General features: G+C 42.1%; 24 protein-coding genes and 1 riboswitch. Of the genes, 21 read left to right on the top strand and 3 right to left on the bottom strand.

What is annotated here, in order from left to right; translation table 11 throughout:
* Positions 1-5 precede the first annotated feature (5 nt).
* The 17 genes from ptsP (at position 6) to ACJAT7_RS00040 (ending at position 18680) form a co-directional block, all read left to right on the top strand.
* Positions 6-2276, top strand: coding sequence for a phosphoenolpyruvate--protein phosphotransferase (gene ptsP, locus ACJAT7_RS00120; RefSeq protein ID WP_415224763.1), 2271 nt, complete (start codon positions 6-8; stop codon positions 2274-2276).
* A 170-nt stretch (positions 2277-2446) separates the two neighbouring features.
* Positions 2447-2722: a DUF134 domain-containing protein gene (locus ACJAT7_RS00115; RefSeq protein ID WP_415224762.1), complete on the top strand. Its 276-nt coding sequence runs from the start codon at positions 2447-2449 to the stop codon at positions 2720-2722.
* A 20-nt stretch (positions 2723-2742) separates the two neighbouring features.
* Entirely contained in the window at positions 2743-3114 is a 372-nt protein-coding gene (locus ACJAT7_RS00110) for a NifB/NifX family molybdenum-iron cluster-binding protein (RefSeq protein WP_415224761.1), read from the top strand.
* Between the two features lie 58 nt (positions 3115-3172).
* Entirely contained in the window at positions 3173-3367 is a 195-nt protein-coding gene (nqrM, locus tag ACJAT7_RS00105) for a (Na+)-NQR maturation NqrM (RefSeq protein WP_415224760.1), read from the top strand.
* A gap of 70 nt (positions 3368-3437) precedes the next feature.
* Positions 3438-3560, top strand: a riboswitch (TPP riboswitch).
* Between the two features lie 73 nt (positions 3561-3633).
* Positions 3634-5619: a phosphomethylpyrimidine synthase ThiC gene (gene thiC / locus ACJAT7_RS00100; protein WP_415224759.1), complete on the top strand. Its 1986-nt coding sequence runs from the start codon at positions 3634-3636 to the stop codon at positions 5617-5619.
* 1 nt (position 5620) lies between these two features.
* Positions 5621-7129, top strand: a complete 1509-nt coding sequence (thiE, locus tag ACJAT7_RS00095) for a thiamine phosphate synthase (protein WP_415224758.1) — start codon at positions 5621-5623, stop codon at positions 7127-7129.
* Positions 7130-7189: 60 nt separating this feature from the next.
* A complete protein-coding gene (locus ACJAT7_RS00090) occupies positions 7190-7933 on the top strand; it encodes a HesA/MoeB/ThiF family protein (protein WP_415224757.1) in 744 nt (247 codons plus the stop codon).
* Positions 7934-7938: 5 nt separating this feature from the next.
* Positions 7939-8139 (top strand): sulfur carrier protein ThiS, encoded by a 201-nt coding sequence (gene thiS, locus ACJAT7_RS00085; RefSeq protein ID WP_415224756.1) that lies wholly within the window; start codon positions 7939-7941, stop codon positions 8137-8139.
* Positions 8140-8141: 2 nt separating this feature from the next.
* Positions 8142-8972, top strand: a complete 831-nt coding sequence (locus ACJAT7_RS00080) for a thiazole synthase (protein WP_415224755.1) — start codon at positions 8142-8144, stop codon at positions 8970-8972.
* A gap of 18 nt (positions 8973-8990) precedes the next feature.
* Positions 8991-10109 carry a 2-iminoacetate synthase ThiH gene (thiH, locus tag ACJAT7_RS00075; RefSeq protein WP_415224863.1) on the top strand — a complete coding sequence of 373 codons (1119 nt, stop codon included), beginning with the start codon at positions 8991-8993 and terminating at the stop codon, positions 10107-10109.
* Between the two features lie 22 nt (positions 10110-10131).
* Complete coding sequence (locus ACJAT7_RS00070) at positions 10132-10575, top strand: RNA-binding S4 domain-containing protein (protein ID WP_415224754.1); 444 nt, start codon at positions 10132-10134, stop codon at positions 10573-10575.
* A gap of 125 nt (positions 10576-10700) precedes the next feature.
* Positions 10701-11306 (top strand): DUF2057 family protein, encoded by a 606-nt coding sequence (locus ACJAT7_RS00065; RefSeq protein ID WP_415224753.1) that lies wholly within the window; start codon positions 10701-10703, stop codon positions 11304-11306.
* Positions 11307-11568: 262 nt separating this feature from the next.
* Positions 11569-12558, top strand: coding sequence for a porin (locus tag ACJAT7_RS00060; RefSeq protein ID WP_415224752.1), 990 nt, complete (start codon positions 11569-11571; stop codon positions 12556-12558).
* Between the two features lie 390 nt (positions 12559-12948).
* Positions 12949-14391, top strand: coding sequence for a sodium:proton antiporter NhaD (gene nhaD, locus ACJAT7_RS00055; protein ID WP_415224751.1), 1443 nt, complete (start codon positions 12949-12951; stop codon positions 14389-14391).
* 720 nt (positions 14392-15111) lie between these two features.
* Positions 15112-15534, top strand: coding sequence for a pilin (locus ACJAT7_RS00050; protein ID WP_415224750.1), 423 nt, complete (start codon positions 15112-15114; stop codon positions 15532-15534).
* A 6-nt stretch (positions 15535-15540) separates the two neighbouring features.
* Positions 15541-17229, top strand: a complete 1689-nt coding sequence (gene pilB / locus ACJAT7_RS00045; protein ID WP_415224749.1) for a type IV-A pilus assembly ATPase PilB — start codon at positions 15541-15543, stop codon at positions 17227-17229.
* A 218-nt stretch (positions 17230-17447) separates the two neighbouring features.
* Positions 17448-18680, top strand: a complete 1233-nt coding sequence (locus ACJAT7_RS00040) for a type II secretion system F family protein (RefSeq protein WP_415224748.1) — start codon at positions 17448-17450, stop codon at positions 18678-18680.
* A 77-nt stretch (positions 18681-18757) separates the two neighbouring features.
* On the opposite strand, the gene nagA is transcribed toward ACJAT7_RS00040, so the two are convergent.
* Entirely contained in the window at positions 18758-19891 is a 1134-nt protein-coding gene (nagA, locus tag ACJAT7_RS00035) for an N-acetylglucosamine-6-phosphate deacetylase (protein WP_415224747.1), read from the bottom strand.
* A 667-nt stretch (positions 19892-20558) separates the two neighbouring features.
* On the opposite strand from nagA, the gene ACJAT7_RS00030 reads away from it, so the two are divergent.
* Positions 20559-20765 carry a hypothetical protein gene (locus ACJAT7_RS00030; RefSeq protein WP_415224746.1) on the top strand — a complete coding sequence of 69 codons (207 nt, stop codon included), beginning with the start codon at positions 20559-20561 and terminating at the stop codon, positions 20763-20765.
* 210 nt (positions 20766-20975) lie between these two features.
* Here the strand turns inward: ACJAT7_RS00030 and ACJAT7_RS00025 are convergent, their stop codons facing one another.
* Both ACJAT7_RS00025 and rsmD read right to left on the bottom strand, forming a co-directional pair.
* Positions 20976-21239 carry a DUF1145 domain-containing protein gene (locus ACJAT7_RS00025; protein WP_415224745.1) on the bottom strand — a complete coding sequence of 88 codons (264 nt, stop codon included), beginning with the start codon at positions 21237-21239 and terminating at the stop codon, positions 20976-20978.
* A 2-nt stretch (positions 21240-21241) separates the two neighbouring features.
* A complete protein-coding gene (gene rsmD, locus ACJAT7_RS00020) occupies positions 21242-21847 on the bottom strand; it encodes a 16S rRNA (guanine(966)-N(2))-methyltransferase RsmD (RefSeq protein WP_415224744.1) in 606 nt (201 codons plus the stop codon).
* Positions 21848-21943: 96 nt separating this feature from the next.
* Between rsmD and ftsY the strand changes: the two genes are divergently transcribed.
* Genes ftsY through ftsX form a run of 3 tightly spaced genes read left to right on the top strand, consistent with a single transcriptional unit; the run spans position 21944 to position 24925 of the window.
* Positions 21944-23263, top strand: coding sequence for a signal recognition particle-docking protein FtsY (gene ftsY, locus ACJAT7_RS00015; RefSeq protein WP_415224743.1), 1320 nt, complete (start codon positions 21944-21946; stop codon positions 23261-23263).
* Complete coding sequence (gene ftsE / locus ACJAT7_RS00010) at positions 23263-23943, top strand: cell division ATP-binding protein FtsE (RefSeq protein WP_415224742.1); 681 nt, start codon at positions 23263-23265, stop codon at positions 23941-23943. Before ftsY ends, ftsE begins: the two co-directional genes overlap by 1 nt.
* On the top strand, positions 23936-24925 hold the full coding sequence (gene ftsX / locus ACJAT7_RS00005; RefSeq protein ID WP_415224741.1) for a permease-like cell division protein FtsX: 990 nt from the start codon (positions 23936-23938) through the stop codon (positions 24923-24925). The genes ftsE and ftsX overlap by 8 nt, the downstream gene beginning before the upstream one ends.
* The last annotated feature ends 190 nt before the right edge of the window (positions 24926-25115 follow it).

The following is a 25115-nucleotide window of genomic DNA, read 5'->3' as shown; positions in this document are numbered from 1 at the left end:
TGTGTATGTTAAGTCAGTTACGTCATATTGTAGAGCAGGTTGGAGATGCAAAAAGTTTAACGGCTGCGATGAATGTGCTGGTGCAGCAAACCCAAGCAACTATGAAAGTGGATTGTTGCTCTATTTATATAACCGATCAGGCTCGTGCGCAGCTTAATTTAATCGCCAGTAAAGGTCTCGCTAAACGAGCCGTTGGTAGAACGCACCTTAAATTTGGAGAAGGTATTGTTGGCCTTATTCATGAAAAAGGCGAGCCGTTAAATCTTGCTAATATTAGTCAGCATCCTCGTTATCAATATCTGCATGGCGCTCAAGAAGAGCGTTTTAACTCTTTTTTGGGTACGCCCATTATCCACAAGCGCCGAGTGCTGGGCGTATTAGTTGTTCAGCAAAAAACACCGCGTTTATTTAGTGAAGTAGAAGAATCTTTTCTGGTGACATTGGCGATGCATTTAGCCAGCGTGCTGGGTAATTCAGGATTACGTCTAGAGCTTGCTCAGTCAGCGCAGCCAAGTCGTTCAATTCACCTGCAAGGCAGTCCCGCCAGCTCTGGTATTGCTATCGCAACGGCTTATGTTGTCCGTCCTGTTTTAACCTTAGCGGAAGTGCACATTGAAAAGAGTCATTCAACCTGCAAAGATATTTTACTGTTTGAGATGATTGTTAAAAAGTGCAGTGATGAATTTTCAGATCTGGCACTAACCTTAAAAGGGCAAGTATCAAAAGATGCGTTTGCCCTGTTTGATATTTATTCACATGTATTAAAAGATAAAACATTTTTAAATGCGATTCGCGGACAAATTAATGATCACCAGGTTACCGCCTCAAGTGCCATAAAAGTGGTTGCAGAGACCTATATCAAGCAGTTTGAAGCGATGAGTGATAGTTATTTAAGCGAGCGGGCCGTAGAGATAAGAGATGTTGCACAGCGTCTGCTATATCACCTCACTCAGCAGGTAGAGGAAAATATTGTGTTACCTGAGAAGCTGATTTTGGTGGCCTCAGAAGTCACACTATCAATGCTGGCAAGTATCCCCACCGATAATTTGCAGGGGATTGTATCTGTGCGTGGCGCGGCAAACTCTCACGTTGCTATTTTGGCGCGTGCACTCGGGATCCCCGCTGTTATGGGGATACCACTGCCGTTAGACAATATAGATAAAAAAACATTAATTATTGATGGTTATGCGGGGTCGGCTATTTTATTTCCTGAGCAAGGGTTATTAACTCATTATCAGCTGTTATTAGATGAAGAGAACGAACTTAAAAAATTAGTTGAGTTGGGAGAGTATAAAGAAGCTGTTACCCTTGATGGGCATAAAATATCAATTATGCTCAACACCGGTTTAAATGCTAATCAACATGCTGCTGTGACGGGCCATTTTGAGGGTATTGGCTTATACCGCAGTGAATTACCTTTTATGCTCAGCAATTCATTTCCTACCGAGCAAGAGCAGACAGAATCATATCAGGCCTTATTAAATCAGTATGCGCCACTTCCAGTTACTATGCGCACGCTTGATATTGGTGGTGACAAGCCACTGAGTTATTTCCCTATTGTGGAAGAAAACCCATTTCTTGGCTGGCGCGGCATTCGCTTAACATTGGATCATCCGGAAATATTTTTAGTACAGATAAGATCGATGTTAACAGCCAATCTAGAACACCATAATCTGCGTATTATGCTGCCTATGATTAGTGCCATAGAAGAGGTTATTGAAGCTAAGCGGCTGATTATTCAGGCTTGGGAAGAGGTTAAACAGGAATCTGGATTAACCTCAGAAGCATTTCCACTACCTGATATTGGCGTGATGGTTGAGGTACCCGCATCCATTTTCATCATTCCGCAATTATCTGAAATCGTTGATTTTATCTCAATTGGCAGTAATGACTTAATTCAATATCTGCTTGCTGTGGATAGAAATAATAGTCGTGTTGCTTCTCTTTTTGATAGTTATCACCCCGCCGTTTTACACGCTTTAAAACTGATTATGGATAACTGTCGACGCTGCGATTTAGAAGTCAGCATCTGTGGTGAGCTGGCCGGGGATCCGATTGGTGCATTGATTTTATTGGGAATGGGTTATAACCGCTTAAGTATGAATGCAACGAATATGGGTAAGATAAAATACCTTATTAATGCGCTGCCCCGTTATGAATTAGCAGAATGCATTGAGCAAGCATTAAGGGCCAATAATGGCGCTGAAATTCGCGCTATTTTTGCTGGCTACTTAGACGGTAAAGGGCTGGGAGGATTTATCCGCGCAGGTAAATAGCCACCTGCTCTTGAGCGCTTATCAGCCTTCACTACGAAAGTAGTGGGGGCTTTTTTTATTGCGCAACAGATCAGTGCGCTGCACTGTTCATCACTCTAAATTTCAAAATAGTTATTGGCATATGCTAATAATTAAGCTAAAGTATTTTCCTACCTATAATTGAGTATCACATGCGTCCTAAAATAAAGCGTCATATTTGCAGCGATCACTGCGCCAAATTCAGTCTGTTTAAACCCAATGGTGTACCCGCATCTGAGCTGGTGCAGATAAAAATAGAATCGGATGAGTTTGAAGCGGTTCGTTTAGCTGATCTTGAGGGACTCTCTCAACAAGATAGTGCGCAGCAGATGCGTGTTTCACGGCAGACATTTGCCAATATATTAAAAAGTGGTCGCAAAAAAATAACATCGGCATTAGTCAATGGTGATGCGTTGCGATTAGGGTAAGTAACCTTTAAGGAATAAAAATGATTTATGCAATTGCAACAACCGATCAACAGCTCGCGCATCATTTTTCAAAAGCAGAGATCTTTACTTTTTATAATGAGCAGCAAGAGGTAATCGCTGTTTATAAAAACCCTATATTAGGTGTTTCTGGCTGCTCCGCTAAACGCTTATTAGTGGATCTATTACAAAAAATGGCATGTGATGTGGTTATTGTTAGAAAAATAGGGGAGAAGACACTGGGCAGATTACTGGATGCGGGATTTAAAGTAGAGCAGGGAAATACACGCCATTCTTCTCAAGAGTTATTAACTGCAGCGCGCCTGCAAAAGCACTCCTTAACCAGTCCGGATCAAGGCGTAAAGAAAAACTCGGGTTGTTGCTCAAGCCATTAATAATACTAAATCCACTAAATAGATCATCGATTTAGTGGATTAGCTATAAGGAATCAATATGGAATTTATTATTACCTTTTTTGTCTTTGTCGTGGTTATTATTGCGATGGCAGTGGGCGTTATTTTTGGCCGCAAAGGGCTGCAGGGAAGTTGCGGTGGGCTGGCAAGTGTGGGCATAGATAAAAGCTGTGACTGCGAAACTGTCTGCTCTGAACATCAGAGGCTCTACCAAATCCAAGAGCCAGAAAAGTGATATCACGCTAGGGTTGAATGTGTAACGGGTATATTCTATTTAACTTCCCCTTCTTTTCTTCTATACTGCTTAAATCTTGTCGGAGCGCCTTCGGGCTGAGACTACGTTATTTAGAAATTGATCTCTCAATAACGTGGAATCCGTGGAACCTGATTGGGGTAATGCCTGCGAAGGGAACAAGGTGAAGACACTTCTATCTAGTGATCTTTATACTTTCCACAGTCTTTTCGGCAAGCACTCTTATAACTATTAAGGTAAAGAATGCTATGTCTAATCAAGTTAATTCAAATTTAAAAACAACCAGCCGTAACGGCTTATCGCGTAAAGAATGTCGCCAAGCAGCGCAAGACTATATTCAAAACTTGAATAACGAGTCATACCCCAATTCGACAAAAATATTTATTGATGGTGAAATTCACCCCATTAAAGTTGCGATGCGTCAAATTCACCAAACAGGTACTTTTATCGGTGATACAGAAGAAAAACCGGTATTTGAAAAAAATGAGCCGATTCCCGTTTATGATACCTCCGGCCCTTATACCGATCCTAAAAGTAAAATAGATGTCCATGCGGGTCTGGCCAAATTGCGTTTGCCATGGATAGATGCACGTGACGATGTGGAAACATTAGACGATCTGAGTTCTGATTTTGCCAAGGCGCGTTTTGCCGATAATTCATTAGATGAACTGCGCTTTGCTAATCTGCCGAAACCACTGCGGGCTAAAAAAGGTAAATGTGTTACGCAAATGCATTATGCACGCCAGGGTATTATCACACCGGAAATGGAATATATCGCGATTCGCGAAAATATGGGCCGGGATCGCGTAAAATGTGCAGCATTGCATTTCCAGCATGCAGGGAACAGTTTTGGCGCAAATCTGCAGGCGAAAATTACCCCTGAGTTTGTCCGTCAAGAAGTAGCGGCAGGGCGCGCCATCATCCCCTCAAATATTAACCACCCTGAATTAGAGCCGATGATTATCGGGCGTAACTTTCTTGTAAAAGTTAACTCCAATATTGGTAACTCATCGGTGAGCTCGTCAATCGAAGAAGAGGTTGAAAAACTGGTCTGGTCGACTTTATGGGGCGGCGATACGGTTATGGATCTGTCAACGGGGCGAAATATTCATGAAACGCGTGAATGGATCCTGCGTAATTCGCCAGTGCCAATCGGTACTGTGCCAATTTACCAGGCATTAGAAAAAGTAAAGGGTGTGGTTGAAGACTTAACCTGGGAACTGTTCCGTGACACCTTAATTGAGCAGGCGGAGCAGGGGGTGGATTACTTTACTATTCATGCCGGCGTATTACTGCGTTTTGTGCCGATGACGGCAAAACGCGTAACGGGTATCGTTTCCCGCGGCGGATCAATCATGGCGAAATGGTGTCTGACTTACCATAAAGAAAACTTCGCCTATCAGTACTTCCGTGAAATCTGTGAAATCTGCCAGCAGTACGATGTCGCACTCTCATTAGGTGACGGGCTGCGTCCAGGCTCGATTGCGGATGCGAACGATCAGGCGCAATTTTCTGAGTTGGAGATTTTGGGTGAGCTGACAAAAGTTGCCTGGGAATATGATGTGCAGGTGATTATTGAAGGTCCCGGTCATATCCCCATGCAGATGATCAAGGATAATATGGATAAGCAGCTTAGCGACTGTTTTGAAGCGCCTTTTTATACCTTGGGGCCGCTGACCACAGATATTGCGCCAGGTTACGATCATATCACTTCGGGAATTGGCGCAGCGCAAATCGGCTGGTACGGCTGCGCTATGCTTTGTTACGTCACGCCTAAAGAGCATTTAGGGCTGCCCAATAAGGATGATGTAAAAGTTGGTTTAATTACCTATAAGATTGCGGCGCATGCGGCCGATTTAGCAAAAGGGCATCCCGGCGCGCAAATCCGTGATAATGCGCTGTCTAAATCACGTTTTGAATTTCGCTGGGATGATCAGTTTAATCTCGGGTTAGATCCTGTCACTGCGCGTGAATATCACGATGAAACACTGCCACAAGATTCAGGCAAAGTTGCGCATTTCTGTTCAATGTGCGGGCCTAAATTCTGTTCAATGAAGATCACCCAGGATGTGCGTGATTTTACTGCAAAACTAGATTCAGGCGAGATCTCAATTAAGATTTTAGATGAGACGATCACGATGACCGCAGAGCAGGGGATGGTCGCTAAAGCCAAAGAATTTAATGCCTCGGGCGCTGAAATTTACCAGCCCATTTTAAAAGCAGATAAGGTTTAATATGAGTCATATTATATGGACAATTGCGGGCTCTGATAGCAGCGCGGGTGCGGGGATCCAGGCGGATCTCCATACCTTTCAAGCGCTAGGCGCAGATGGTTGCAGTGTGATTAGCGCTATAACAGCACAAAATTCGTTAACCGTGAGTTTGGTGGAGAGCGTGTCGGCCAAGATGTTCAGTGAGCAGATCGACCGTTTAGCGGAAGATCTGCCTGCAAAAGTTATTAAAATTGGTCTTATCGCCAGCGTCGACCATGTGCTCATTCTGGCTGAAAAATTGGCTGAATTTGAACAGCGTTGGCCTACCCCGCCATTTGTTATTTACGATCCGGTTGTGCTGGCATCAACAGGGGAAAATATGGCCGAAGTGGGCATTGTTGATATTATTAAAGCAAAATTGCTGCCGCATATTGATCTGATAACACCCAATGCCAATGAAGTACTGGCGTTGTCGGGCCATGCTTTAATCAGCGGCGAGTCATTAAAGCCCGCTGCGCAAAAACTGATCGCCATGGGCTGTAAAAGTGTGCTGATTAAAGGGGGGCATTTTGAGCTGGTGGATAAAATATCGCTTGATTACTGGACTGATGGCCAGCGTGAAATAGCACTGAGCAGTGAGCGCTTAGTGAATGTGCATAGCCACGGCAGCGGTTGCACCTTAGCTAGTGCTATTGGCGCGGCTATGGCGCTTGATTATGTGATTGAAGATGCATTAGTGATAGCCAAAGCCTACCTTAACCAGGGATTAAAAGCTGCGCGGCAGCTTGGCAGCGGGGAAGGGGCAATAGCCCATTTAGGTTGGCCGACCAATAAAGAAGATTTTCCAGAGGTGGTCTTACCTGAATCAAAAATAGGCTATGAGTTGGATCTTGCCGGCCGATTGGAAGCTGGTGAAGGGTTTACCTCTTGCGGCACCTTACAGCTTGGGCTTTACCCTGTTTTAGAGAGTGTTTCGTTAATTGAGAAAATGCTTAAGCTGGGCGTCAAAACCCTGCAGCTGCGTATTAAAGATAAACAGCCGGGGCAAGTTGAAGCGCAGATTATTGCGGCGATTGCGCTGGGTAAAAAATATCAGGCGCGTTTATTTATCAATGATTACTGGCAACTGGCCATTAAACATCAGGCCTACGGCGTGCATCTGGGCCAAGAAGATATGGAACTTGCCGATCTGCCCATGATTGCCGATGCGGGGTTGCGTTTGGGTCTGAGCACGCACGGTTATTATGAGATGCTGCGCGCCAAGCAGTTAAGGCCCAGTTATATCGCGCTGGGGCATATTTTTGCAACACAAACCAAAGAGATGCCATCGGATCCGCAGGGATTGACGCGTCTGGCAAAATACGCGCAGTTGCTAACAGATATTCCCACCGTTGCTATCGGGGGAATTAGCCTGCAGCGTGGTCCTGCTGTGTGGCAAACGGGTGTCGGCAGTATTGCTGTGGTGACGGCAATAACGCTTAGCGATGATCCAGAGGCAGTAATTGAGGCGTTTAAGCAGATAATGCAATAATTTCACCTGTTTTTCATGCTGTGTAGAATGGGAATTAAGTGACTTTTATGAAGGTGAACCATGCTAACTGAATCTGAAATATTACGTTATAGCCCGCATCTGTTGTTGGATGATGTGGGCGAAGCGGGGCAGGAAAAACTTAAAAATGGCAAAGTGCTGATTATCGGCATGGGCGGTTTGGGATCGCCTGCTGCTCTCTATTTAGCTGCAGCGGGTGTTGGCTCGCTAGTTATTGCCGATTTTGACACTCTCGAAAAAAGCAATTTACAACGGCAAATAGGTTACCAAACTGCCGACATTGGCGCATCGAAAGTTGAGTTAATGAAAAACAGGATAGCACAGATTAATCCAGAGATTCGGGTGCGCACTATTAATGTAGAGATGGAAGCATCGCAACTGCAGATGGAGTTGATGATGGTTAATCTGGTGCTCGACTGCACGGATAATATGGCCAGCCGGCAGATGATTAACGCCGCCTGCGTGCAAGCGCGTGTTCCCCTTATTGTTGGGGCCGCTATCCGTTTTGAAGGGCAATTGATGTTTTTTGAACACGGACACCCAGATGCCGCTTGTTATCATTGTTTATTCCCTGATCAGAAAGAGCAAACATTAAACTGCAGTAATTCAGGTGTAATTGGTCCTGTTGTTGGCACTATTGGCACACTGCAGGCACTTGAAGCTATTAAATATATTGTCGGTTTGCCCTCTGGTATAAAAAATAGATTGAAACTCTTTGATGGTAAAAGCCTTGACTGGCAAACCTTTAAGATAACTAAAGATCCCCAATGCAGCGTATGCGGATAAAAAATATGAATGTAATAGTAAATGATAGCGAGCTTGAAATTGCACAAAATTGTACGGTAGAAGCCTTGCTTAAAAGCTTAGATAAACCGCTTAACGGCACAGCTCTGGCTGTCAATCAGAATGTTATCAGGCGCAGCCAATGGGCTGAATATAAACTTTGTGACGGAGATAAAATCTCCCTTTTCCAAGCTATAGCGGGAGGCTAAATATGTTATCCAATGAAACAGTAAGTAACGAAATAATAAGTCACGATCAGTTGCTGATTGCCGACAAAATATTCACATCACGTTTGTTTACCGGAACCGGGAAATTCAACGATCAGCGCACGATGCTCAAGGCACTACAGGCCTCTAAATCACAGCTAGTGACCATGGCGTTGAAACGCATTGATATGCAAAAAAAAGAGGATGATATTCTGGCGCCGCTGATAAAAAATGGCATGAATCTATTGCCCAATACATCCGGTGCGCGCAATGCAAAAGAAGCGATATTTGCGGCGCAACTCGCCCGTGAGGCACTGCAGACTAATTGGATTAAATTAGAAATACATCCCGATCCTAAATATCTGCTGCCGGATCCCATTGAAACATTAAAAGCCGCTGAATTTTTAGCGAAAGAGGGGTTTGTGGTGCTGCCTTATGTGCATGCCGATCCGGTTTTATGCAAACATTTAGAAGCGGCAGGTTGCGCTGCGGTGATGCCATTGGGCGCGCCAATCGGCTCAAATAAAGGGATTGTAACTGCGCAATTTTTAGAAATTATTATCGAACAGGCGAATATCCCTGTAATTGTTGATGCCGGTATCGGTAGTCCTTCTCATGCCGCGTTGGCGATGGAGATGGGGGCAGATGCGGTGCTGGTCAATACGGCAATAGCGGTTGCGGGCAACCCCGTTGCCATGAGCGCGGCTTTTGCCTTGGCTGTTCAGGCGGGACGTCAGGCATATCTTGCCGGGCTGGCCGGGCAATCTAATTACGCGGTCGGATCAAGTCCGCTGACCGCCTTTTTAGAGGCCGGAATGACGCAGGAGCGTGCCTAAATGGGGGGTAGTAAAAAGATGAGTTTTAGTGAGCAGATAAAAAATTATCAATGGGATGATGTTCGTCTTTCGATTTATGCTAAAAACGCCGTTGATGTACAACGCGCATTGTCGAAATCACGTTTAGATTTAGAAGATTTTAAAGCGTTAATCTCGCCCGCTGCGGAGCCTTTTTTAGAGCAGATGGCGCAGAAATCTCAACAGCTCACCCTGCAGCGATTTGGTAAAACCCAGCAGTTTTATATCCCTCTGTACCTGTCCAATATGTGCAGTAATATCTGCACCTATTGCGGCTTTTCAATGCATAATGCGATTCGCCGTACTACCTTGGATATGCAGCAGATCGAAAATGAATGTTTGGCCATAAAAAAGATGGGGTTTGACCATATTTTATTAGTGACCGGCGAGTCTGAGCGCAAAGTCGGGGTTGAATATTTCAAACAGGCGCTGCCTGTTATCAAAACCCATTTCTCTCATATCAGTATTGAGATACAGCCTTTAGATCAGCGTGAATATGAGATACTTATCGATTATGGTGTGGACGCGGTATTGGTATATCAAGAGACCTATAACCCGGTTACCTATGCGCAGCATCATCTTAAGGGCAAAAAGGCTGACTTTGTTTATCGTTTAAACACCCATGATAGGCTGGGTGAAGCGGGCATCCATAAAATGGGGTTGGGCTGTTTAATCGGCCTGGAAGAGTGGCGTACCGATTGTTTCTATGTCGCCGCCCATCTCAATTATTTAGAGAAAAAATATTGGCAAAGCCGTTATACTATCTCTTTTCCACGCTTGCGCCCTTGTGCGGGAGGGATGGAGATCAAATCGGTGATGGATGATAAACAGCTCGTACAGCTGATCTGTGCTTACCGTTTGTTTAGTCCGGAAGTGGAGTTGTCACTTTCAACGCGCGAATCAGCGCATTTTAGAGATCATATTTTACCCTTAGGGATCACCTCCTTAAGTGCAGGTTCAAGTACGCAGCCCGGTGGTTATGCACAAGAGTCTGAAAAAGCGTTGGAGCAGTTTGAAATTTCTGATCAGCGTTCGCCAGCCGAGATGGCCGAATTAGTTAAAGCGCAAGGTTATGAAGTGGTCTGGAAAGATTGGGATCACAGTTTAACCTGCAAGTAGTTTATACAAAGTGAGAGTGTGTATGTCAGAGAGTGAATTTGCAGAAGAGCAGGCTGTTTATGCCACTTTGGTAGAGATTAACCAAGAGCCTATTGAGCTATATAAAATATTAAAGATTGAAAATCTGGTATCGGGTGGTGGCGAAGCGAAACAGGTTATTAGCGAGGGTTATGTGTACCTTAATGGCGAAATTGAAACACGTAAGCGTAAAAAAATCTATGCGGGCGATCTGGTCAGTTTTAACGAGCAGCACTTTCAAATCGCTTTAAAAGGTGAAACAGAGCAATATGAGTTTGTCGAAGAGGCTGACAGCCATCAAGCCAAGGCAATTAATTCTACGCCTGAAAACCCTTCACCTAAAAAAACCTCACCTGAGAAAAGGGCTGAAAAAAAAGAGGATGCAGCAGGTTTTCAAGCAAAAAACAGATTAAAAGCAAGTAAACCGCGTAAACCAATCAGTTTCTAAGCAGCTTTAATCTTATTGTGATTTTCTATCACTTTTTCTATACCAAGCTACTGCAAAATGTAGATTTCAGCATCTTGAGGTGGCTTGGATTTATATTTATTTATTAATACCTATAGGTCAAAATAATGAAAAAAAGTATTACAGTTATATTATCACTCTTTATTAGTATAAGTGCTTGTGCAGGTACCTTGTCAATTCCTAAAGAGTTTGAGTTTATTGCACTAAACGGTAACGAGGTTGAAAACTCACTGTTTAGTAAAAAGACCCGTTTAACAGTTGCACCCGGTGCGCATAAAATAGCGCTGTTATATAAAAACACTGTGAGGGATGATATCGGTAACGGTTCAACACGGGTGATATCAGAGCCGATTATTATCTCTTTAGTAGCGGAAGAGGGGGAAAATTACCAAATCAGTAGCAGATATAAGATAAAGAGTTTATCGGATGCAAAAGCGTTTATAAAAGATCCGCAGATCAATGTAAAAAATGAACAGGGCGATCTCGCCAGCTATACAATGCATCAGGCTAAAATAGACTCGCGGGGCGTTTTGGGAAACATGATTAAAAAGAAAGAAGATAACCTGCAAACTATTGCATTATTGGAAACAGCGATAAAGAGAGATGATGACAAGGAAACCACCCCTCAGAAAATGCTGCACCATTGGTGGGAGCAAGCAGATGCAGAAACCCAAAAAGAATTTATTAGTTGGGCTGTCAAGCAGATCGATTAAACATTTATATTATTTGTAGCTTGACTTGTTTTGTTGAAGTAGTGAAAACTCAATATAAATGTAAACTGAATGTGAGTAATTTGTATTTTTTGTTAATAAAAAAGAGTGTTTGTTGTAAAAAATGTCATTTTTACTGACTATTTTGATTTTTTATATTCCTATCTGAATTTTTTTTTGCTAGTGTCAAATCACTGGCATTATAAATCGATTAAAGTTCAAAATAATTTTGAATTTATCATTAATACAAGGATTGAAGATTATTATGAAAAAGACATTACTAGCAGCAGCAATTCCCGCTTTATTACTTGCAAATGCAGCTTCAGCGGTTGAACTATACAATGTTGAAGGAAATACATTTGCTTTAGGTGGCCATCTATCAGCCGGTTTAACTGGATCAGATAACGGTAATACTGAAGTAAATTCTGTATCTCCGCGTATTAATATTGTAGCAACGCGTGATCTTGGTAACGGTTTTGTTGCTGATGCAAAAGCTGAATGGGGTTTAAATTTCTTAGACGGTGGTGAAAACACATTATCAACGCGTCTGGGTTACCTTGGACTGACTCATGACTCTTTGGGTCGTGCTGTTGTGGGTACGCAATGGGCGCCATTCTATGATGCAGCTGGCGTTGCAGATATGCCTCTTGCTTTTGCCGATGATTTTTTATATGAAGATCACTATAATCTAGGTACTGCACGTGCTGAAAAAATGGTTAGTTACCGCAATGGTTTTGACCTTGGTAACGCAGGCGCACTTAGCTTTGGTCTAGCTTGGCAGGGTGAGCATGACGAGTATGATACTCGCGGACAAGCTGCACTGACATATAAAGTAATGGATTTCTCTGCAAATGCAGCTTACAGCGCGGGTGATGTTGCTAATGTTGAAACTACATCTAGCCTTGTATCATTAAGCTACGGCAGTTACGGCAGTGGTTTATACGCAGCTGGTGTATATGCAGAAAATGAAAATATCAACTCTTTCTTCGGAACAGGTCCTACAGCTGCTGACTCAACTGCAACAGAGCTATTATTAGCCTACGCTTTTGCCAATAGTTTAAACGTAAGTGTTAACTATGAAAATGTTGAAAATGATGATGATGGTCAAGGCACGCTATCTAGCACTTCAGCGCTGCAAGTTGAATATAACTTCTTACCAAATGTGGTTGCTTACGCGGCTTACCAGGTTGATTTAGGTAATGATTACGCATCAGACAATAACGTCTGGGCATTCGGCGGACGTATCTACCTGTAATTATTTACTTTTTGCTAACGTTTAAGTTTAACGCTTAGCTAAACAAGTAAAAAAATAAAGCTCTGGCTATTTTGTCGGAGCTTTTTTGTATCCCCAAAAGCCGTATAAGCTATCTGCTGTTATATTTTGAGCGCTCTTTCGCGTGGGTATTCAATCAATGGTACTTGTACACAGCAATGCGCCTGATAGTTACGCGAAATGACTGCTGAGCAAATCATTTCAGCAAAGTGCTGGAGATATTAAGCAAACCGCTGTTAGAGCCGCTATAAAACAGTCAGTTATCACTCTCACGCTTTGTGATTGACCTCTCTTTTATTCTGTTTTATACCAATATTCTATGCTAAAATCGCGCGGATTTACCCCCGTTTATTTTCTTGAAGGAATAATGAGATGTTACAAAAAACTAAACCGTTAGGTGTTTTGCTGACACTTATCGCCGTTTTATTTTCGCCGAGTTTGCTTGCAAGTAGCGCTGAAACAATGGACCTGACCTCACATGGTATAGGTTATGCAGCGCTTATGTTTTTCGCTGTCGCTTATTGCCTGGTAATGCTTGAAGATGTTATCCATCTACGCAAATCTAAACCCGTTTTAGTTGCTGCGGGCATTATCTGGGCGATGATAGGTTTCTATTATTCTCAGCACGGTATGAGTCACGATGCAGAGGCTGCGTTTCGTCATAATTTACTCGAGTACTCTGAGCTATTTTTCTTCTTGTTAGTCGCAATGACTTATATTAATGCGATGGAGGAGCGTCAGCTATTTAATGCGCTGCGGGCATGGATGGTAAATAAAGGGTTTACTCTACGCTATATTTTCTGGTTAACCGGTATCCTTGCTTTCTTTATCTCACCAATCGCGGATAACTTAACAACTGCGCTTTTGATGTGCGCCATTGTGATGAAAGTGGGCGGCAAAAATAGTAAATTTATCGCACTTGCCTGTATCAATATCGTTGTTGCCGCTAATGCCGGGGGCGCATTTAGCCCATTTGGAGATATCACCACCTTAATGGTATGGCAAAAAGGGATGGTCCAATTTGGCACTTTCTTCTCCTTATTTATCCCCGCTGTAGTTAACTTCTTAGTGCCAGCGATTATTATGAGCTTCTTTGTCTCCAAAGAGGTCGCCCAAAGCGACGGTGAAGTGGTGCATATGAAGCGTGGCGCAAAACGTATTGTTATGCTGTTTTTAATCACCATCGCATTTGCTGTGTTAGGTCATTCAGTTTTAGGCATGCCTCCGGTATTAGGTATGATGACCGGCCTGGGAATATTGCAGTTCTTCGCCTTCTTCCTGCGTAAAACGCATAAAAGCTACTACAGCGGCGCGATTGCTAATACCAATGATACCGTTGAGCACGAACGTCTGCGTTATTTAGGTGACGGTGCGGTGTTTGATATCTTTACTAAAGTGGCCAAAGCGGAATGGGATACATTACTGTTCTTCTACGGCGTGGTGCTTTGTGTCGGTGGTTTAGGTTTCATCGGTTATCTTGGTATGATTTCAGAAGCGATGTACACGCAATGGGATCCGACCTATGCCAATGTCACAGTGGGGCTGTTGTCTGCTATTGTCGATAATATTCCGGTTATGTTTGCAGTGCTGAGCATGCAGCCGGATATGAGCACGGGTCAGTGGTTATTAGTGACATTAACGGCCGGTGTCGGCGGCAGTATGTTGTCTATCGGATCGGCAGCGGGGGTCGCATTAATGGGCCAGGCGCGTGGTATTTATACTTTTGCCGCGCATATCAGATGGACGCCTGTTATTGCGCTCGGTTATGTCGCTAGTATCTTTACCCATCTGTGGCTTAATTCTGCCCTGTTTTAAAAAGCATTCCCACGCGGGCATGGGAACGAGGTTATGGGAACAAGGTTATCCGTTCCTGCGCGATGCGTGGGGGCGGGATCTCAATTTGACAACGTATAATCTCTCTCTCTCGTGTAGGTGATTGTTGGATATTACCCCTCTTAATCTCGCTTGTTTTTAATCCCCCCTTTTCTACTTAGCTCATTATCTAGCAGATCACCCCATTTTATAGGCTATTTTTCTTTTGCCGCCTGCAGTTTAGTGGAAAAATAAAATTACAGTTGCGAATGGTTTGTACAAAAAGCGACTGATAATCAACCGTTTTTTTATGAAACCATGATAAATAGATAACTAATATAGATCCAGCTCAAATACTTACTAGTAGCACCTTGTTTGCTTGCAGGGTTTTTGAGATGATATTGACACGCAAGGTTGCTTTCACCCGCCGCAAGAGCAGACACTTGTTTAGTTTACGTCTTTATTGCAGATCATTATTTTGTTCTGTAATGGGCTAAACTAAGTAGGAGTTAGTTTTTAAGGTGCGCTGTGACCTTTCACACTCGACTTAATGTTACTTAAATGAGCGAGGGCTCCTTTAGGTGAGATTAAGTTAAATTACTTAAAATACTTAAGTTACTACAAAGTTACATGATATAAACTGCTTAATCATTTTCACTCGCATCCTCTAAGGAAAGAGTATTAAATTAAGCCAATTTAAAATAGACAGTAAGGAATAAAGAGATGAAAAAAGTACAAAATGGTTTTACATTAATCGAGCTGTTAATCGTTATCGCGATTATCGGTATTCTAGCAGCAGTGGCATTGCCTGCTTATAATACTTATACAGAAAAAGCGAAGTATACAGAAGTAGTTTTAGCTACGTCACCAATGAAGTCTGCTGTTGAAATTTGTGCTCAAATAAATTCAGGATTGACTAATTGTGTGACTGATGGAAATAATGGTGTTAATGACCTAGGTCAATCAGGTCAATATGTTAAATCTGTTGAAATTTCTACTAGTTCATCTCAAGCGGTAATAACTGCAGAATCGCGTGGTATCAGTAGTACGGACTATACTTATATTCTCCGTGGTACCTACAGTAGTGGACAAGTAACTTGGGCCGCTTCATCTGCAGGCACATGTACTGCTGCAGGTCTTTGTTAATACCTAATGACAACCCATAATATTAGCGGCCTGGCTTCAAGCCTGGCCGCTCGCGGTTTACTTCCCCTAGCTAAACTCCAACATATAACCACAGCCGCGGCTAATGAAAAAAAGTCCTTGGTTAGTTACCTTGTGGAGCATGATTTTATTGAAAGCTTAGCGCTGGCACAGTTTTGCGAAGCTGAATATGGTATTCCTCTATTAGATTCTGAAACCCTCCATCTGGATAATATTCCCGATAAATTTATCAATCCGAAACTAATAGAGAAGCATCATGCGCTGCCCGTTTATGCGCAGCAAAAAACCCTCTATATCGCTATGTCCGATCCCACCAATGTCTCCGCACTGGAGGATTTTGGTTTTAGTTTTTCCATGCACACCGAAGCGTTATTGGTGGAGGAGAAGTACCTTAATAAAGCGATTGAAACCCTCTTAGAAGATGATGTTTCATCTCTAGGTGAGATGGGCGATATCGATGACATTGAGGTCGATGAGGGCGATTCTCGTCTTGATGAGGCACAAGGCGGCAAAGATGATGATGCGCCGATTGTTAAATATATTAACAGCATCTTAATTGATGCAGTGCGCAAGGGCGCTTCCGATCTCCATTTTGAACCCTATGAAAAAAAATACCGTGTGCGTTTTCGTGTCGATGGTATTCTCCATGAGGTTGCTACCCCGCCGGTTAATTTAGCCAACCGTTTTTCAGCGCGCTTAAAAGTAATGTCCAAACTGGATATTGCCGAGCGCCGTTTGCCGCAAGATGGCCGTATTAAACTTAACATTTCCAATAAACGTAGTGTTGACCTGCGCGTCAGTACCCTGCCGACTATGTGGGGCGAAAAAGTGGTGATGCGTATTTTAGACTCCTCAGCTGCCAGCCTGGATATCGACCGCTTAGGCTATTCTGAAGAGCAGAAAGCAAAATATCTGTATGCTCTTGAAAAACCTCAGGGAATGATTTTAATCACCGGCCCGACGGGAAGTGGTAAAACAGTTTCGCTGTATACCGGGCTAAATATTTTAAACACGGTTGAGCGCAATATCTCAACTGCGGAAGATCCGGTGGAGATCAATCTGACCGGCATCAACCAAGTACAGATCAATACCAAGGCGGGTCTGACGTTCGCTTCTGCACTACGTTCTTTTTTACGTCAAGATCCCGATATCGTGATGGTAGGGGAGATTCGTGATTTAGAAACAGCAGAAATTGCCATTAAAGCGGCGCAAACAGGGCACTTGGTTTTATCCACTCTACATACCAATTCTGCCTCCGAAACCTTAACCCGTCTGCTCAATATGGGAGTGCCTGCCTTTAATATCGCCTCCTCTGTGTCGCTGATTATTGCGCAGCGTCTGGCGCGCCGGCTGTGCAATGAATGTAAGGAAGTTGATCCCTATACCGACCAGGAGCTGCATACCATAGGTTTTAATCATCAGCAGATAGCGGATGGAATAACTTTGTATAAGCCGGTGGGTTGCGATAAATGTACCGATGGCTATAAAGGGCGTGTCGGTATTTATGAAGTGATGGTGATGTCCGATAATATTGGCCATATTATACTAAATGAGGGCAATGCGATGCAGATAGCCAATGTGGCTGAAGCGGAGGGAATGGATACGCTGCGCCATTCTGCATTTAAAAAAGCGATCGATGGTATCACCAGTTTAAAAGAAGTGACGCGCGTTACTTGATTTTTACTGCAAAGTAAGCTTCGCTTTCCCTTATGCAAGCGCTTAGCCTTATCACCCTGCACAGATTTTGCCTGCGCCATTTACTTATAAGCATTGTGCGCCAGTACAAAGTTTTTTGTTCTCCCGGTTACCTTTACGACCGGCTGGGGGTAAAGTAGCACAATTAAAATAATACCCAGTGCCGCCACTCGCGCGCGCCGGATAATCAAGGAATAGGCATGGCTGCAAAGAAAAAAGCAAAAGCAACCGTTATTGATACTTTTAAGTGGAAAGGTATTAACCGTAAGGGCGGCAAGGTTTCTGGAGAGTTACAGGGTGACTCGCTTGCGGCAGTAAAAGTTGAATTGCGCAAGCAGGGCGTTAATGTTACCCGTATTAATAAAAAATCAAAAGCACTGTTCTCATTTGGCGATAAAATCTCGCCCATGGATATCGCTATTATTTCACGGCAGATAGCAACCATGCTTGGCGCAGGCGTACCCTTAGTGCAAAGCTTACAACTTATTGCCAAAAGTAATGAAAAAGCGCCGTTAAGAAATCTTATGACCGCCATTGCCAATGAAGTGGCAACTGGTACGCCGCTTTCAAAAACCCTGCGCCGTTACCCTAAATATTTTGATGGTCTCTATTGCGATTTGGTGGATGCAGGTGAAGAGTCGGGCGCATTGGAAACTATTTATGATCGCATCTCGATTTATAAAGAAAAATCGGAAGCCTTAAAATCAAAAATAAAAAAAGCGATGTTTTATCCAGCCGCTGTATTGGCCGTTGCCGGGGTGGTTACTATGCTGTTACTGCTGTTTGTTATCCCGCAGTTCCAAGATATATTTGCCGGATTTGGTGCCGAGCTCCCCGCATTTACGCTGTTTGTATTAGCGATTTCCGATGCTGTGCAGGCCTATTGGTATATTATTCTTGCTGCGGTGATCGCCGCTATTGTATTGTTTAAAAAGGCGCATTTGAAATCGCAGAAGGTGCGCGATAATACCGATAAATTTGTTCTGAAAATCCCGGTAATTAGTACTATTTTAGATAAAGCCGCTGTAGCGCGTTTTGCGCGTACTCTCTCCACCACTTTTGCTGCAGGTATCCCTTTGGTCGACGCGCTTATCTCAGCAGCTGGGGCATCGGGAAATTACGTTTACCGCAGCTCTATTTTAAATGTCCGTACCGAGGTGATGGCTGGGATGCAGATGAACGTGGCCATGAAAACGACAACCGTTTTCCCTGATATGGTTTCACAGATGGTGATGATCGGTGAAGAGTCAGGCGATCTTGATGGAATGCTCAGTAAGGTTGCAGATATTTACGAGCAGCAGGTCGATGATGCTGTTGATGCCTTAACTAGCTTGCTCGAGCCTATGATTATGGTGGTTCTAGGGATTGTGGTTGGTGGCTTGATCGTCGCTATGTACCTACCTATATTCCAGTTAGGCAGTGTAATTGGTTAAGTTTTCGTTTAAGACTGAACTTAAAGCCATTTAGATGGAACTTTTGTTCCATTTAAACGCGTATCTTCTGTTATTTATTAGCTGATTTTGTAGTGTCCATTAACAACGGTTGCAGCTACTTTATAATCATTTGTGAAAATGGCGATGTTTGCAATTTTTCCCGCTGCAATGCTGCCCAGTTTATGATCCATTGAAATTGCTTTTGCGGGATAAAGTGTTGCCATACGAATCGCTTCTGCCAGATCAATGCCGACGAATTTAACGCATTGCTTAATAGACTCGATCATTGTTACTGCAGAGCCACCCAGTGTGCCATCAGCGTCGCAGCATTTGCCATTTTTGTAATAAACGGTTGTGCCAACAAAATTAAATTGATCTATTTTTGCCCCGGCAGGCGCTGTCGCATCCGTGACTAATATTAGTTTTTCGCCCATGATTTTTTTAGAAATTCGCACATTTTCATAAGCCACATGGAAACCATCAACAATAATACCTGCGTAGATATCATTATCATAAATTGCACCTATTATCCCAGGCTCTCTGCCTGTAATAGGGCGCATTGCGTTAAATAGATGCGTCGCAAAAGTTGCACCGTTATCAATGGCCATTTTTGCTTGTGCATAAGTTGCATTGCTATGGCCTATTGATACGACAATGGCTGCATCACAAAGTTGTTTAATCATTTCGACTGGCGTATTTTCTGGCGCAAGGGTCACTTTGGTAACAATATCTGCATTGGCGCAGATAAGATCTATCATTTTCTGATCCGGTTTACGAATAAATTCAGGCCGGTGGATCCCTTTTTTCTCTAAGCTTAAAAAGGGACCTTCTAAATGCAGACCTAATACTTCATTCGCTGTTTTATCAATGAAATTTCGAGTTACTTGCAGCGCCGTTTTGATATCTTCATCTGATGAGGTGATCAGCGTCGGCAGGTAACTTGTGCAGCCTGACTTTAGATTGGCAGCTTGCATTATTGCAAGCGTTTGCTCAGATATACTGTTATTAAACATCACGCCACCACAACCATTTAGTTGTAGATCGGTAAAACCCGGGCAAAGATTTGCGCCATTGAGATCAATCTGCTTAATATTGGTAGACAATTCTGAGGTTGGTTTAATCTGCGTTATTTTATCATTTTCTATAACAACGCAGTGATCAGCGAGAACCGATTGTGTTGTGTAGATTGTACAATTTGTTAAGGCATACATAATAAAGGTTTTCCTGTTCAGGCTCCCATCTGGTTTATATGCTTACGCTCTGCGTGGGAATGCAGAGCTACCGAGTTGCTTTAGCTTTATTGTAACCTTGCCTATCAGCGATATTGCATCTAACTTGAATTCTTTGCTGTTGTCATCCCATTTCTCCAATTAAGTATATTATCTTAACTGCAGTGCCGAGTGGGGGAATCCATCAAACCACGTCATGAGGGTTAAACTAGGTAAAAATAACTTACAAGTTACAAGTTACAAGCTGAAGTATGGCGACTCGTATGAAAGCGGTTAAGTAATACAGCAGCATAATATTACCTGTAAGAGATCTGCTATTTTCAGATGCGCAATTTGCGTTTTATCTGTTAGAGATAACGCTTGTGAAATATTAGGTGTGTTTTAACCGTTTGATTTTTATTGTTTGTTTTTTATTTCCACGCAAAAAGTAAGATAACGATAATAAAAAACAAAGGGAGCAGGAAACAAATTTGCATTCTGGCTTTATACTTATTCACAAGTTAAAGGATGCAAGCGCTGTTACGGAAAACAGTCAGGGAATGCGCTTTAGATAAAGTAAGCGCAACAAACGGATACCCTCGGGATGAGGTGCATGCAATAGAATTAGTTGCAGCAAGGAATCAGGGACTCCAAAAGGATTAGGAAAAGGATGAAGCTAGGAGCTGTTATTAGGAAACCTTTGGGAAGAAAGGGAACAATAGAACCGGTTGTTAAAATGGACTTATGGAATTCCAAAAGGATTGGAAAGGAGATGCGCGGAGCGCTAAAGGATACCTTCAGGATAGAAGCGGTTTCAATAGTTTTTGATAACAGGGATCAAGGACAGGTTAAAGGATTAAAAAAGGGAAAAGCTTAGATTAGCGATTGTCATGGAATCACAAGGGTGTGAAAATTCTCAAGGGAATGAATTTTAAGACTAATAAAAGGGCGAATGCATCATTGCATTCGCCCTTTTTCATTTAAAGTAAGTGCAACTCAGACTCAAGCAGTTTTAAAAATAGATCTTATTTATAGGTTGTTTTTTAGCTGTTATTAATTTTAGAGGCTGGCTTTACCCACGTAAACTTCATGCGAAACGTTCTCTTATCTGCCAAAGTTTAAACACCCCAAAGATAAAAATTTGCAGCCCCTCCGATTTAGTTAATTTAAGCTTCTCTGCAAATGCACCATAAATAACAAGTAACTGAATGAGATGGATAAAACAGATAAATCCCAGTAATAGATAAAATACAATTGCGGCTTGCCCGACGAAGGGAAAAAAAAGATTGCTGAGTAATCCTGCCCAGATAATAACCATTAAAAACTTAGCAAATGTTATAAAATAGTTCATGATTAACCTCTTAAATAGAGCTGGTAAGCTACTTGCCCTGTAGTTTTTTCTTTCAGCAGCTGCCAATTTTGGGGCAGGAGAAGATCGGATAATTGCGCTTCCATCTCGATATAAATTAATGCTTGTGGTGCCAAATAATTATTTTCCTCTAGCGCTATGCAGCAAGGTTGCACTAAACCTTTATTAAAGGGCGGATCGATAAAAACAATATCGAATTGCTGTGCTGCCGTTTGTTGTAAATAGTTGATTGAATCTGTTTCAACAACGTTTGCATTGTCCACTTTTAAGAGTTGTAAATTTTCACGTAATTGTTTGGCTACTTGTTTGTTCCGTTCTAACAATGTTGCATTTTTTGCAAAACGCGATAAGGCTTCAAAGGCTAAACTGCCACTTCCGCTAAAGCAATCTAAGCAGTTTGCATCACGAACATCGTGCATTAACCAATTAAATAACGTCTCTTTGGTACGATCTGTTGTTGGCCGTAAACCTTCTTTATCCTTAACTGGCAATTTTTTACCTCGCCATTTTCCAGAAATTAAGCGAATAAACCCGTTTGGGATCGATTTTCTGCTTTTTTCGTGAGATTTAACTTGCTGATTTCTACCCATATAATTTTTAGTCCGGCGATATGATGGTAATATACTGCTATAAAAGAGATTGCTATTTTAGCAGGTCAACTTGATTGTGAGTAAGGTTTTTAATTAATGGAAAAGAAGAAAGGTAAGTTTTCCTGGTTTGGAAAAAAATCAACGCAGGAAACAGTGCAGGATGAAAAAGCCGCATTACTAGAAGCGCTGAAAAAAGAAGCAGAGCAAAATACAGATCAGGATGTTGAAATCACCCTGTTTGATGATCAAGATGCAAATGTCGATTTACAGTCGGAAAAGCTAGAAGCTGAAAAATTAGAAGCTGGAAAGTTAGAAACTGAAAAGTTAGAAGCTGCAAAATTAGAAGCTGAAAAGTTAGAAGCTGAAAAGCTAGAAACAGCAAAGCTAAAAGCAGAAAAGTTACAATCTGAGAAGTTACCAGCAGAAACGCAGCAAGCAGAAGAGTTACAATCTAAAAAAGAGGTAAAGCCATTAGGTTTTTTTGCGCGCTTTAAACAAAGTCTAACTAAAACCCGTTTAAGTATTGGCAGTGGTTTATTCTCTTTGTTTAAAGGGAAAAAAATTGATGATGCGCTTTTTGAAGAGTTAGAAGAGCAGTTAATTGTTGCCGATATCGGTGTCGATACGACCTTAAAAATAATTAACAAACTAACTGAACAGGCTGATCGTAAGCAGCTTAAAGATGCTGAAGCCTTATATGGCTTATTAAAAGCGGATCTCTCTGATATTTTGCATGAGGTGGAACAACCTTTAATTATTGATGAAAGTAAATCTCCATACATTATCTTAATGGTCGGAGTTAATGGTGTCGGTAAAACAACCACCATAGGGAAATTAGCTAAAAAGTACCAACAGCAGGGTAAGTCTGTAATGTTGGCCGCGGGTGATACCTTCCGCGCTGCGGCTGTCGAGCAATTACAAGTATGGGGTGAGCGTAACAATATCCCCGTTATTGCACAGCAAATGGGGGCAGACAGCGCATCTGTGTTGTTTGATGCTATGGATGCTGCCAAAGCCCGTGGTGCTGATATTCTGATTGCAGATACCGCCGGACGTTTGCAAAATAAAGATCATTTAATGAATGAGTTAAGTAAAGTGGTGCGCATTATGCGCAAAAAAGATGCTACGGCACCCCACGAGATAATGCTTACTATTGATGCCAGTACCGGGCAAAATGCCATTAGCCAAGTGCAGTTATTTGATCAAGCGGTTGGTTTAACTGGGATCACATTGACCAAATTAGATGGAACAGCAAAGGGGGGGATCATCTTCTCGATTGCTGATAAATTTAAATTACCCATTCGTTATATTGGGACAGGTGAAGGTATTGATGATTTGCGAGAATTTAATGCCAAGGAATTTATTGATGCACTTTTCTCGAAAGAGGAAGATTCAGAACAAGGTGAAAATGAATAATGATTTTATTTGAAGAGGTCAGCAAAATTTATGCTGGTGATTTTGTCGCATTAAAAGAGGTGGATTTTCACTTAAAACAAGGTGAAATGGCTTTTTTAACGGGCCATTCAGGATCCGGTAAAAGTACGTTATTAAGATTAATTAGCTTAATGGAACGCCCGACTACAGGACGAATTGTCTTAAATGGTAATGATATAAGCCATATTAAAGGTAATGATATCCCTTATATGCGTCGTCATATTGGCATGATCTTTCAAGATCACCGCCTATTAATGAACCGAACTGTATTGGAAAATGTTGGGCTGCCGCTGCTGATCGAAGGTTATAATCAATATGAAATCAAGCGGCGCAGTTTAGTGGCGCTCGATAAAGTTGGTTTGTCAGGTAAAGAAAATTATGAGCCTATCCACCTTTCTGGTGGTGAGCAACAGCGTGTTGGTATCGCACGGGCGATTATCAACCAACCTCCTTTACTGCTTGCTGATGAACCTACTGGTAATCTTGACCCTAAATTATCATTGGAGATTTTAAGTTTATTTGAATCACTTAATGAATTTGGCATGTCAGTGTTAATTGCAACGCATGATTTAGGTTTGATTGCAAAAATGCGCTATCGCACATTAACCCTTAAAGAGGGTCTAATGATCAATGACGGACTAATGAGAGAACGCAATGGCTAAGCAAAATACAGACAAAAATCTATTATCAGGCTCTCCACGTATTACTAAAGTGTCATTTTTTGGGCGCGTGGCATCCGTTTTCCAACAACATTTTCAGCAGATTTTTAGCAGTTTCGCTGAATTATGGAAAACTCCCTTTGCCACTATTATGACGATTATGGTTTTAGGTGTCGCTTTATCATTACCAAGTGTTTTTCAAGTGCTCTATAAGAATACTGAACGTGTAAGCGGACAGTGGGATAAAGCATCGGAAATCAGTTTGTTTTTGAATAAAGATATTTCCGAGCAGCGCATAAAAGTTTTAATCAATAAATTGGCGCTATATAGCGATATTGAAACAGTGACGCATATCTCATCCCACCAAGCTTTAGAAGAGTTTAAGGAGATGTCAGGTTTCTCTAAGGCACTCAATTATCTTGATGATAATCCATTGCCTGACGTGTTAATTGTTGTGCCTGTCGCGCAAGCGATGAATACAGCTGGGAGTAAATTACTGGCTGCTAAACTTAAGCGGGAGCAGGGGGTTGATCTGGTTAGAGTGGATATTGATTGGATTGAAAAGCTCCAAGCTATTGTATCTGTTGCTGTTGATGTTGTGATTGCTATTGCGATTTTATTATTGCTGTCAGTGTTATTGATTGTGAGTAATACCATCCGCTTAAATATATTAAACCAACGGGCGGAAATTGAAGTATTTAAATTAGTGGGTGCAACTAATAGCTTTATTCAACGACCATTTTTATATGCCGGCGCTTGGTATGGTTTATTAGGTGGTGTTATAGCCTGGCTGTTAACTTTTGTGTTAGTGCAATGGTTGCAGTCTGGTGTGGTAAGTTTAATGGGGTTATATCAGCTACAGTTTCAAATTTCAGCGCTGAATATAGAAGAGGCCGCTATTTTAATTGCAGCTGCGACGTTACTCGGTTTTATTGCATCGTATATTTCAGTCAAACAATATTTGGTCAAGATCGAACCTAAATAAATATTTTTATAAAGCAAAAAAAAAAGAGATCTTACTTGATCTCTTTTTTTTTGCTTGTAATATGTGACCTATGTCTCAAAGTCACTGTATTGTATTTAAAAAGAGAAATATGAATAAGATCATTGATGTTAAGTTGACTTCTGTGTTTTCCCCAATATGCCAAACGCTTATTTATGAGAATCTTTGCCAG

The sequence above is a fragment of the Psychromonas sp. genome, assembly GCF_047632995.1.
GTDB lineage: Bacteria > Pseudomonadota > Gammaproteobacteria > Enterobacterales > Psychromonadaceae > Psychromonas.
The sequence above is the reverse complement of the archived record's forward strand: the minus strand, read 5'-3'. Positions and strand labels throughout refer to the sequence as shown.

What these genes read in the sequence shown, in the direction of transcription:
- nhaD (WP_415224751.1), top strand. Translation starts at nt 12,949, where the DNA reads ATGTTACAAAAAACTAAACCGTTAGGTGTTTTGCTGACACTTATCGCC.
- ftsE (WP_415224742.1), top strand. Translation starts at nt 23,263, where the DNA reads ATGATTTTATTTGAAGAGGTCAGCAAAATTTATGCTGGTGATTTTGTC.
- ACJAT7_RS00040 (WP_415224748.1), top strand. Translation starts at nt 17,448, where the DNA reads ATGGCTGCAAAGAAAAAAGCAAAAGCAACCGTTATTGATACTTTTAAG.
- pilB (WP_415224749.1), top strand. Translation starts at nt 15,541, where the DNA reads ATGACAACCCATAATATTAGCGGCCTGGCTTCAAGCCTGGCCGCTCGC.
- thiE (WP_415224758.1), top strand. Translation starts at nt 5,621, where the DNA reads ATGAGTCATATTATATGGACAATTGCGGGCTCTGATAGCAGCGCGGGT.
- ACJAT7_RS00065 (WP_415224753.1), top strand. Translation starts at nt 10,701, where the DNA reads ATGAAAAAAAGTATTACAGTTATATTATCACTCTTTATTAGTATAAGT.
- ACJAT7_RS00050 (WP_415224750.1), top strand. Translation starts at nt 15,112, where the DNA reads ATGAAAAAAGTACAAAATGGTTTTACATTAATCGAGCTGTTAATCGTT.
- ptsP (WP_415224763.1), top strand. Translation starts at nt 6, where the DNA reads ATGTTAAGTCAGTTACGTCATATTGTAGAGCAGGTTGGAGATGCAAAA.
- nagA (WP_415224747.1), bottom strand. Translation starts at nt 19,891, where the DNA reads ATGTATGCCTTAACAAATTGTACAATCTACACAACACAATCGGTTCTC.
- ACJAT7_RS00030 (WP_415224746.1), top strand. Translation starts at nt 20,559, where the DNA reads ATGAAGCTAGGAGCTGTTATTAGGAAACCTTTGGGAAGAAAGGGAACA.
- thiS (WP_415224756.1), top strand. Translation starts at nt 7,939, where the DNA reads ATGAATGTAATAGTAAATGATAGCGAGCTTGAAATTGCACAAAATTGT.
- ACJAT7_RS00080 (WP_415224755.1), top strand. Translation starts at nt 8,142, where the DNA reads ATGTTATCCAATGAAACAGTAAGTAACGAAATAATAAGTCACGATCAG.
- ACJAT7_RS00070 (WP_415224754.1), top strand. Translation starts at nt 10,132, where the DNA reads ATGTCAGAGAGTGAATTTGCAGAAGAGCAGGCTGTTTATGCCACTTTG.
- ACJAT7_RS00090 (WP_415224757.1), top strand. Translation starts at nt 7,190, where the DNA reads ATGCTAACTGAATCTGAAATATTACGTTATAGCCCGCATCTGTTGTTG.
- thiH (WP_415224863.1), top strand. Translation starts at nt 8,991, where the DNA reads ATGAGTTTTAGTGAGCAGATAAAAAATTATCAATGGGATGATGTTCGT.
- thiC (WP_415224759.1), top strand. Translation starts at nt 3,634, where the DNA reads ATGTCTAATCAAGTTAATTCAAATTTAAAAACAACCAGCCGTAACGGC.
- rsmD (WP_415224744.1), bottom strand. Translation starts at nt 21,847, where the DNA reads ATGGGTAGAAATCAGCAAGTTAAATCTCACGAAAAAAGCAGAAAATCG.
- ACJAT7_RS00025 (WP_415224745.1), bottom strand. Translation starts at nt 21,239, where the DNA reads ATGAACTATTTTATAACATTTGCTAAGTTTTTAATGGTTATTATCTGG.
- nqrM (WP_415224760.1), top strand. Translation starts at nt 3,173, where the DNA reads ATGGAATTTATTATTACCTTTTTTGTCTTTGTCGTGGTTATTATTGCG.
- ACJAT7_RS00060 (WP_415224752.1), top strand. Translation starts at nt 11,569, where the DNA reads ATGAAAAAGACATTACTAGCAGCAGCAATTCCCGCTTTATTACTTGCA.
- ACJAT7_RS00115 (WP_415224762.1), top strand. Translation starts at nt 2,447, where the DNA reads ATGCGTCCTAAAATAAAGCGTCATATTTGCAGCGATCACTGCGCCAAA.
- ftsY (WP_415224743.1), top strand. Translation starts at nt 21,944, where the DNA reads ATGGAAAAGAAGAAAGGTAAGTTTTCCTGGTTTGGAAAAAAATCAACG.
- ACJAT7_RS00110 (WP_415224761.1), top strand. Translation starts at nt 2,743, where the DNA reads ATGATTTATGCAATTGCAACAACCGATCAACAGCTCGCGCATCATTTT.
- ftsX (WP_415224741.1), top strand. Translation starts at nt 23,936, where the DNA reads ATGGCTAAGCAAAATACAGACAAAAATCTATTATCAGGCTCTCCACGT.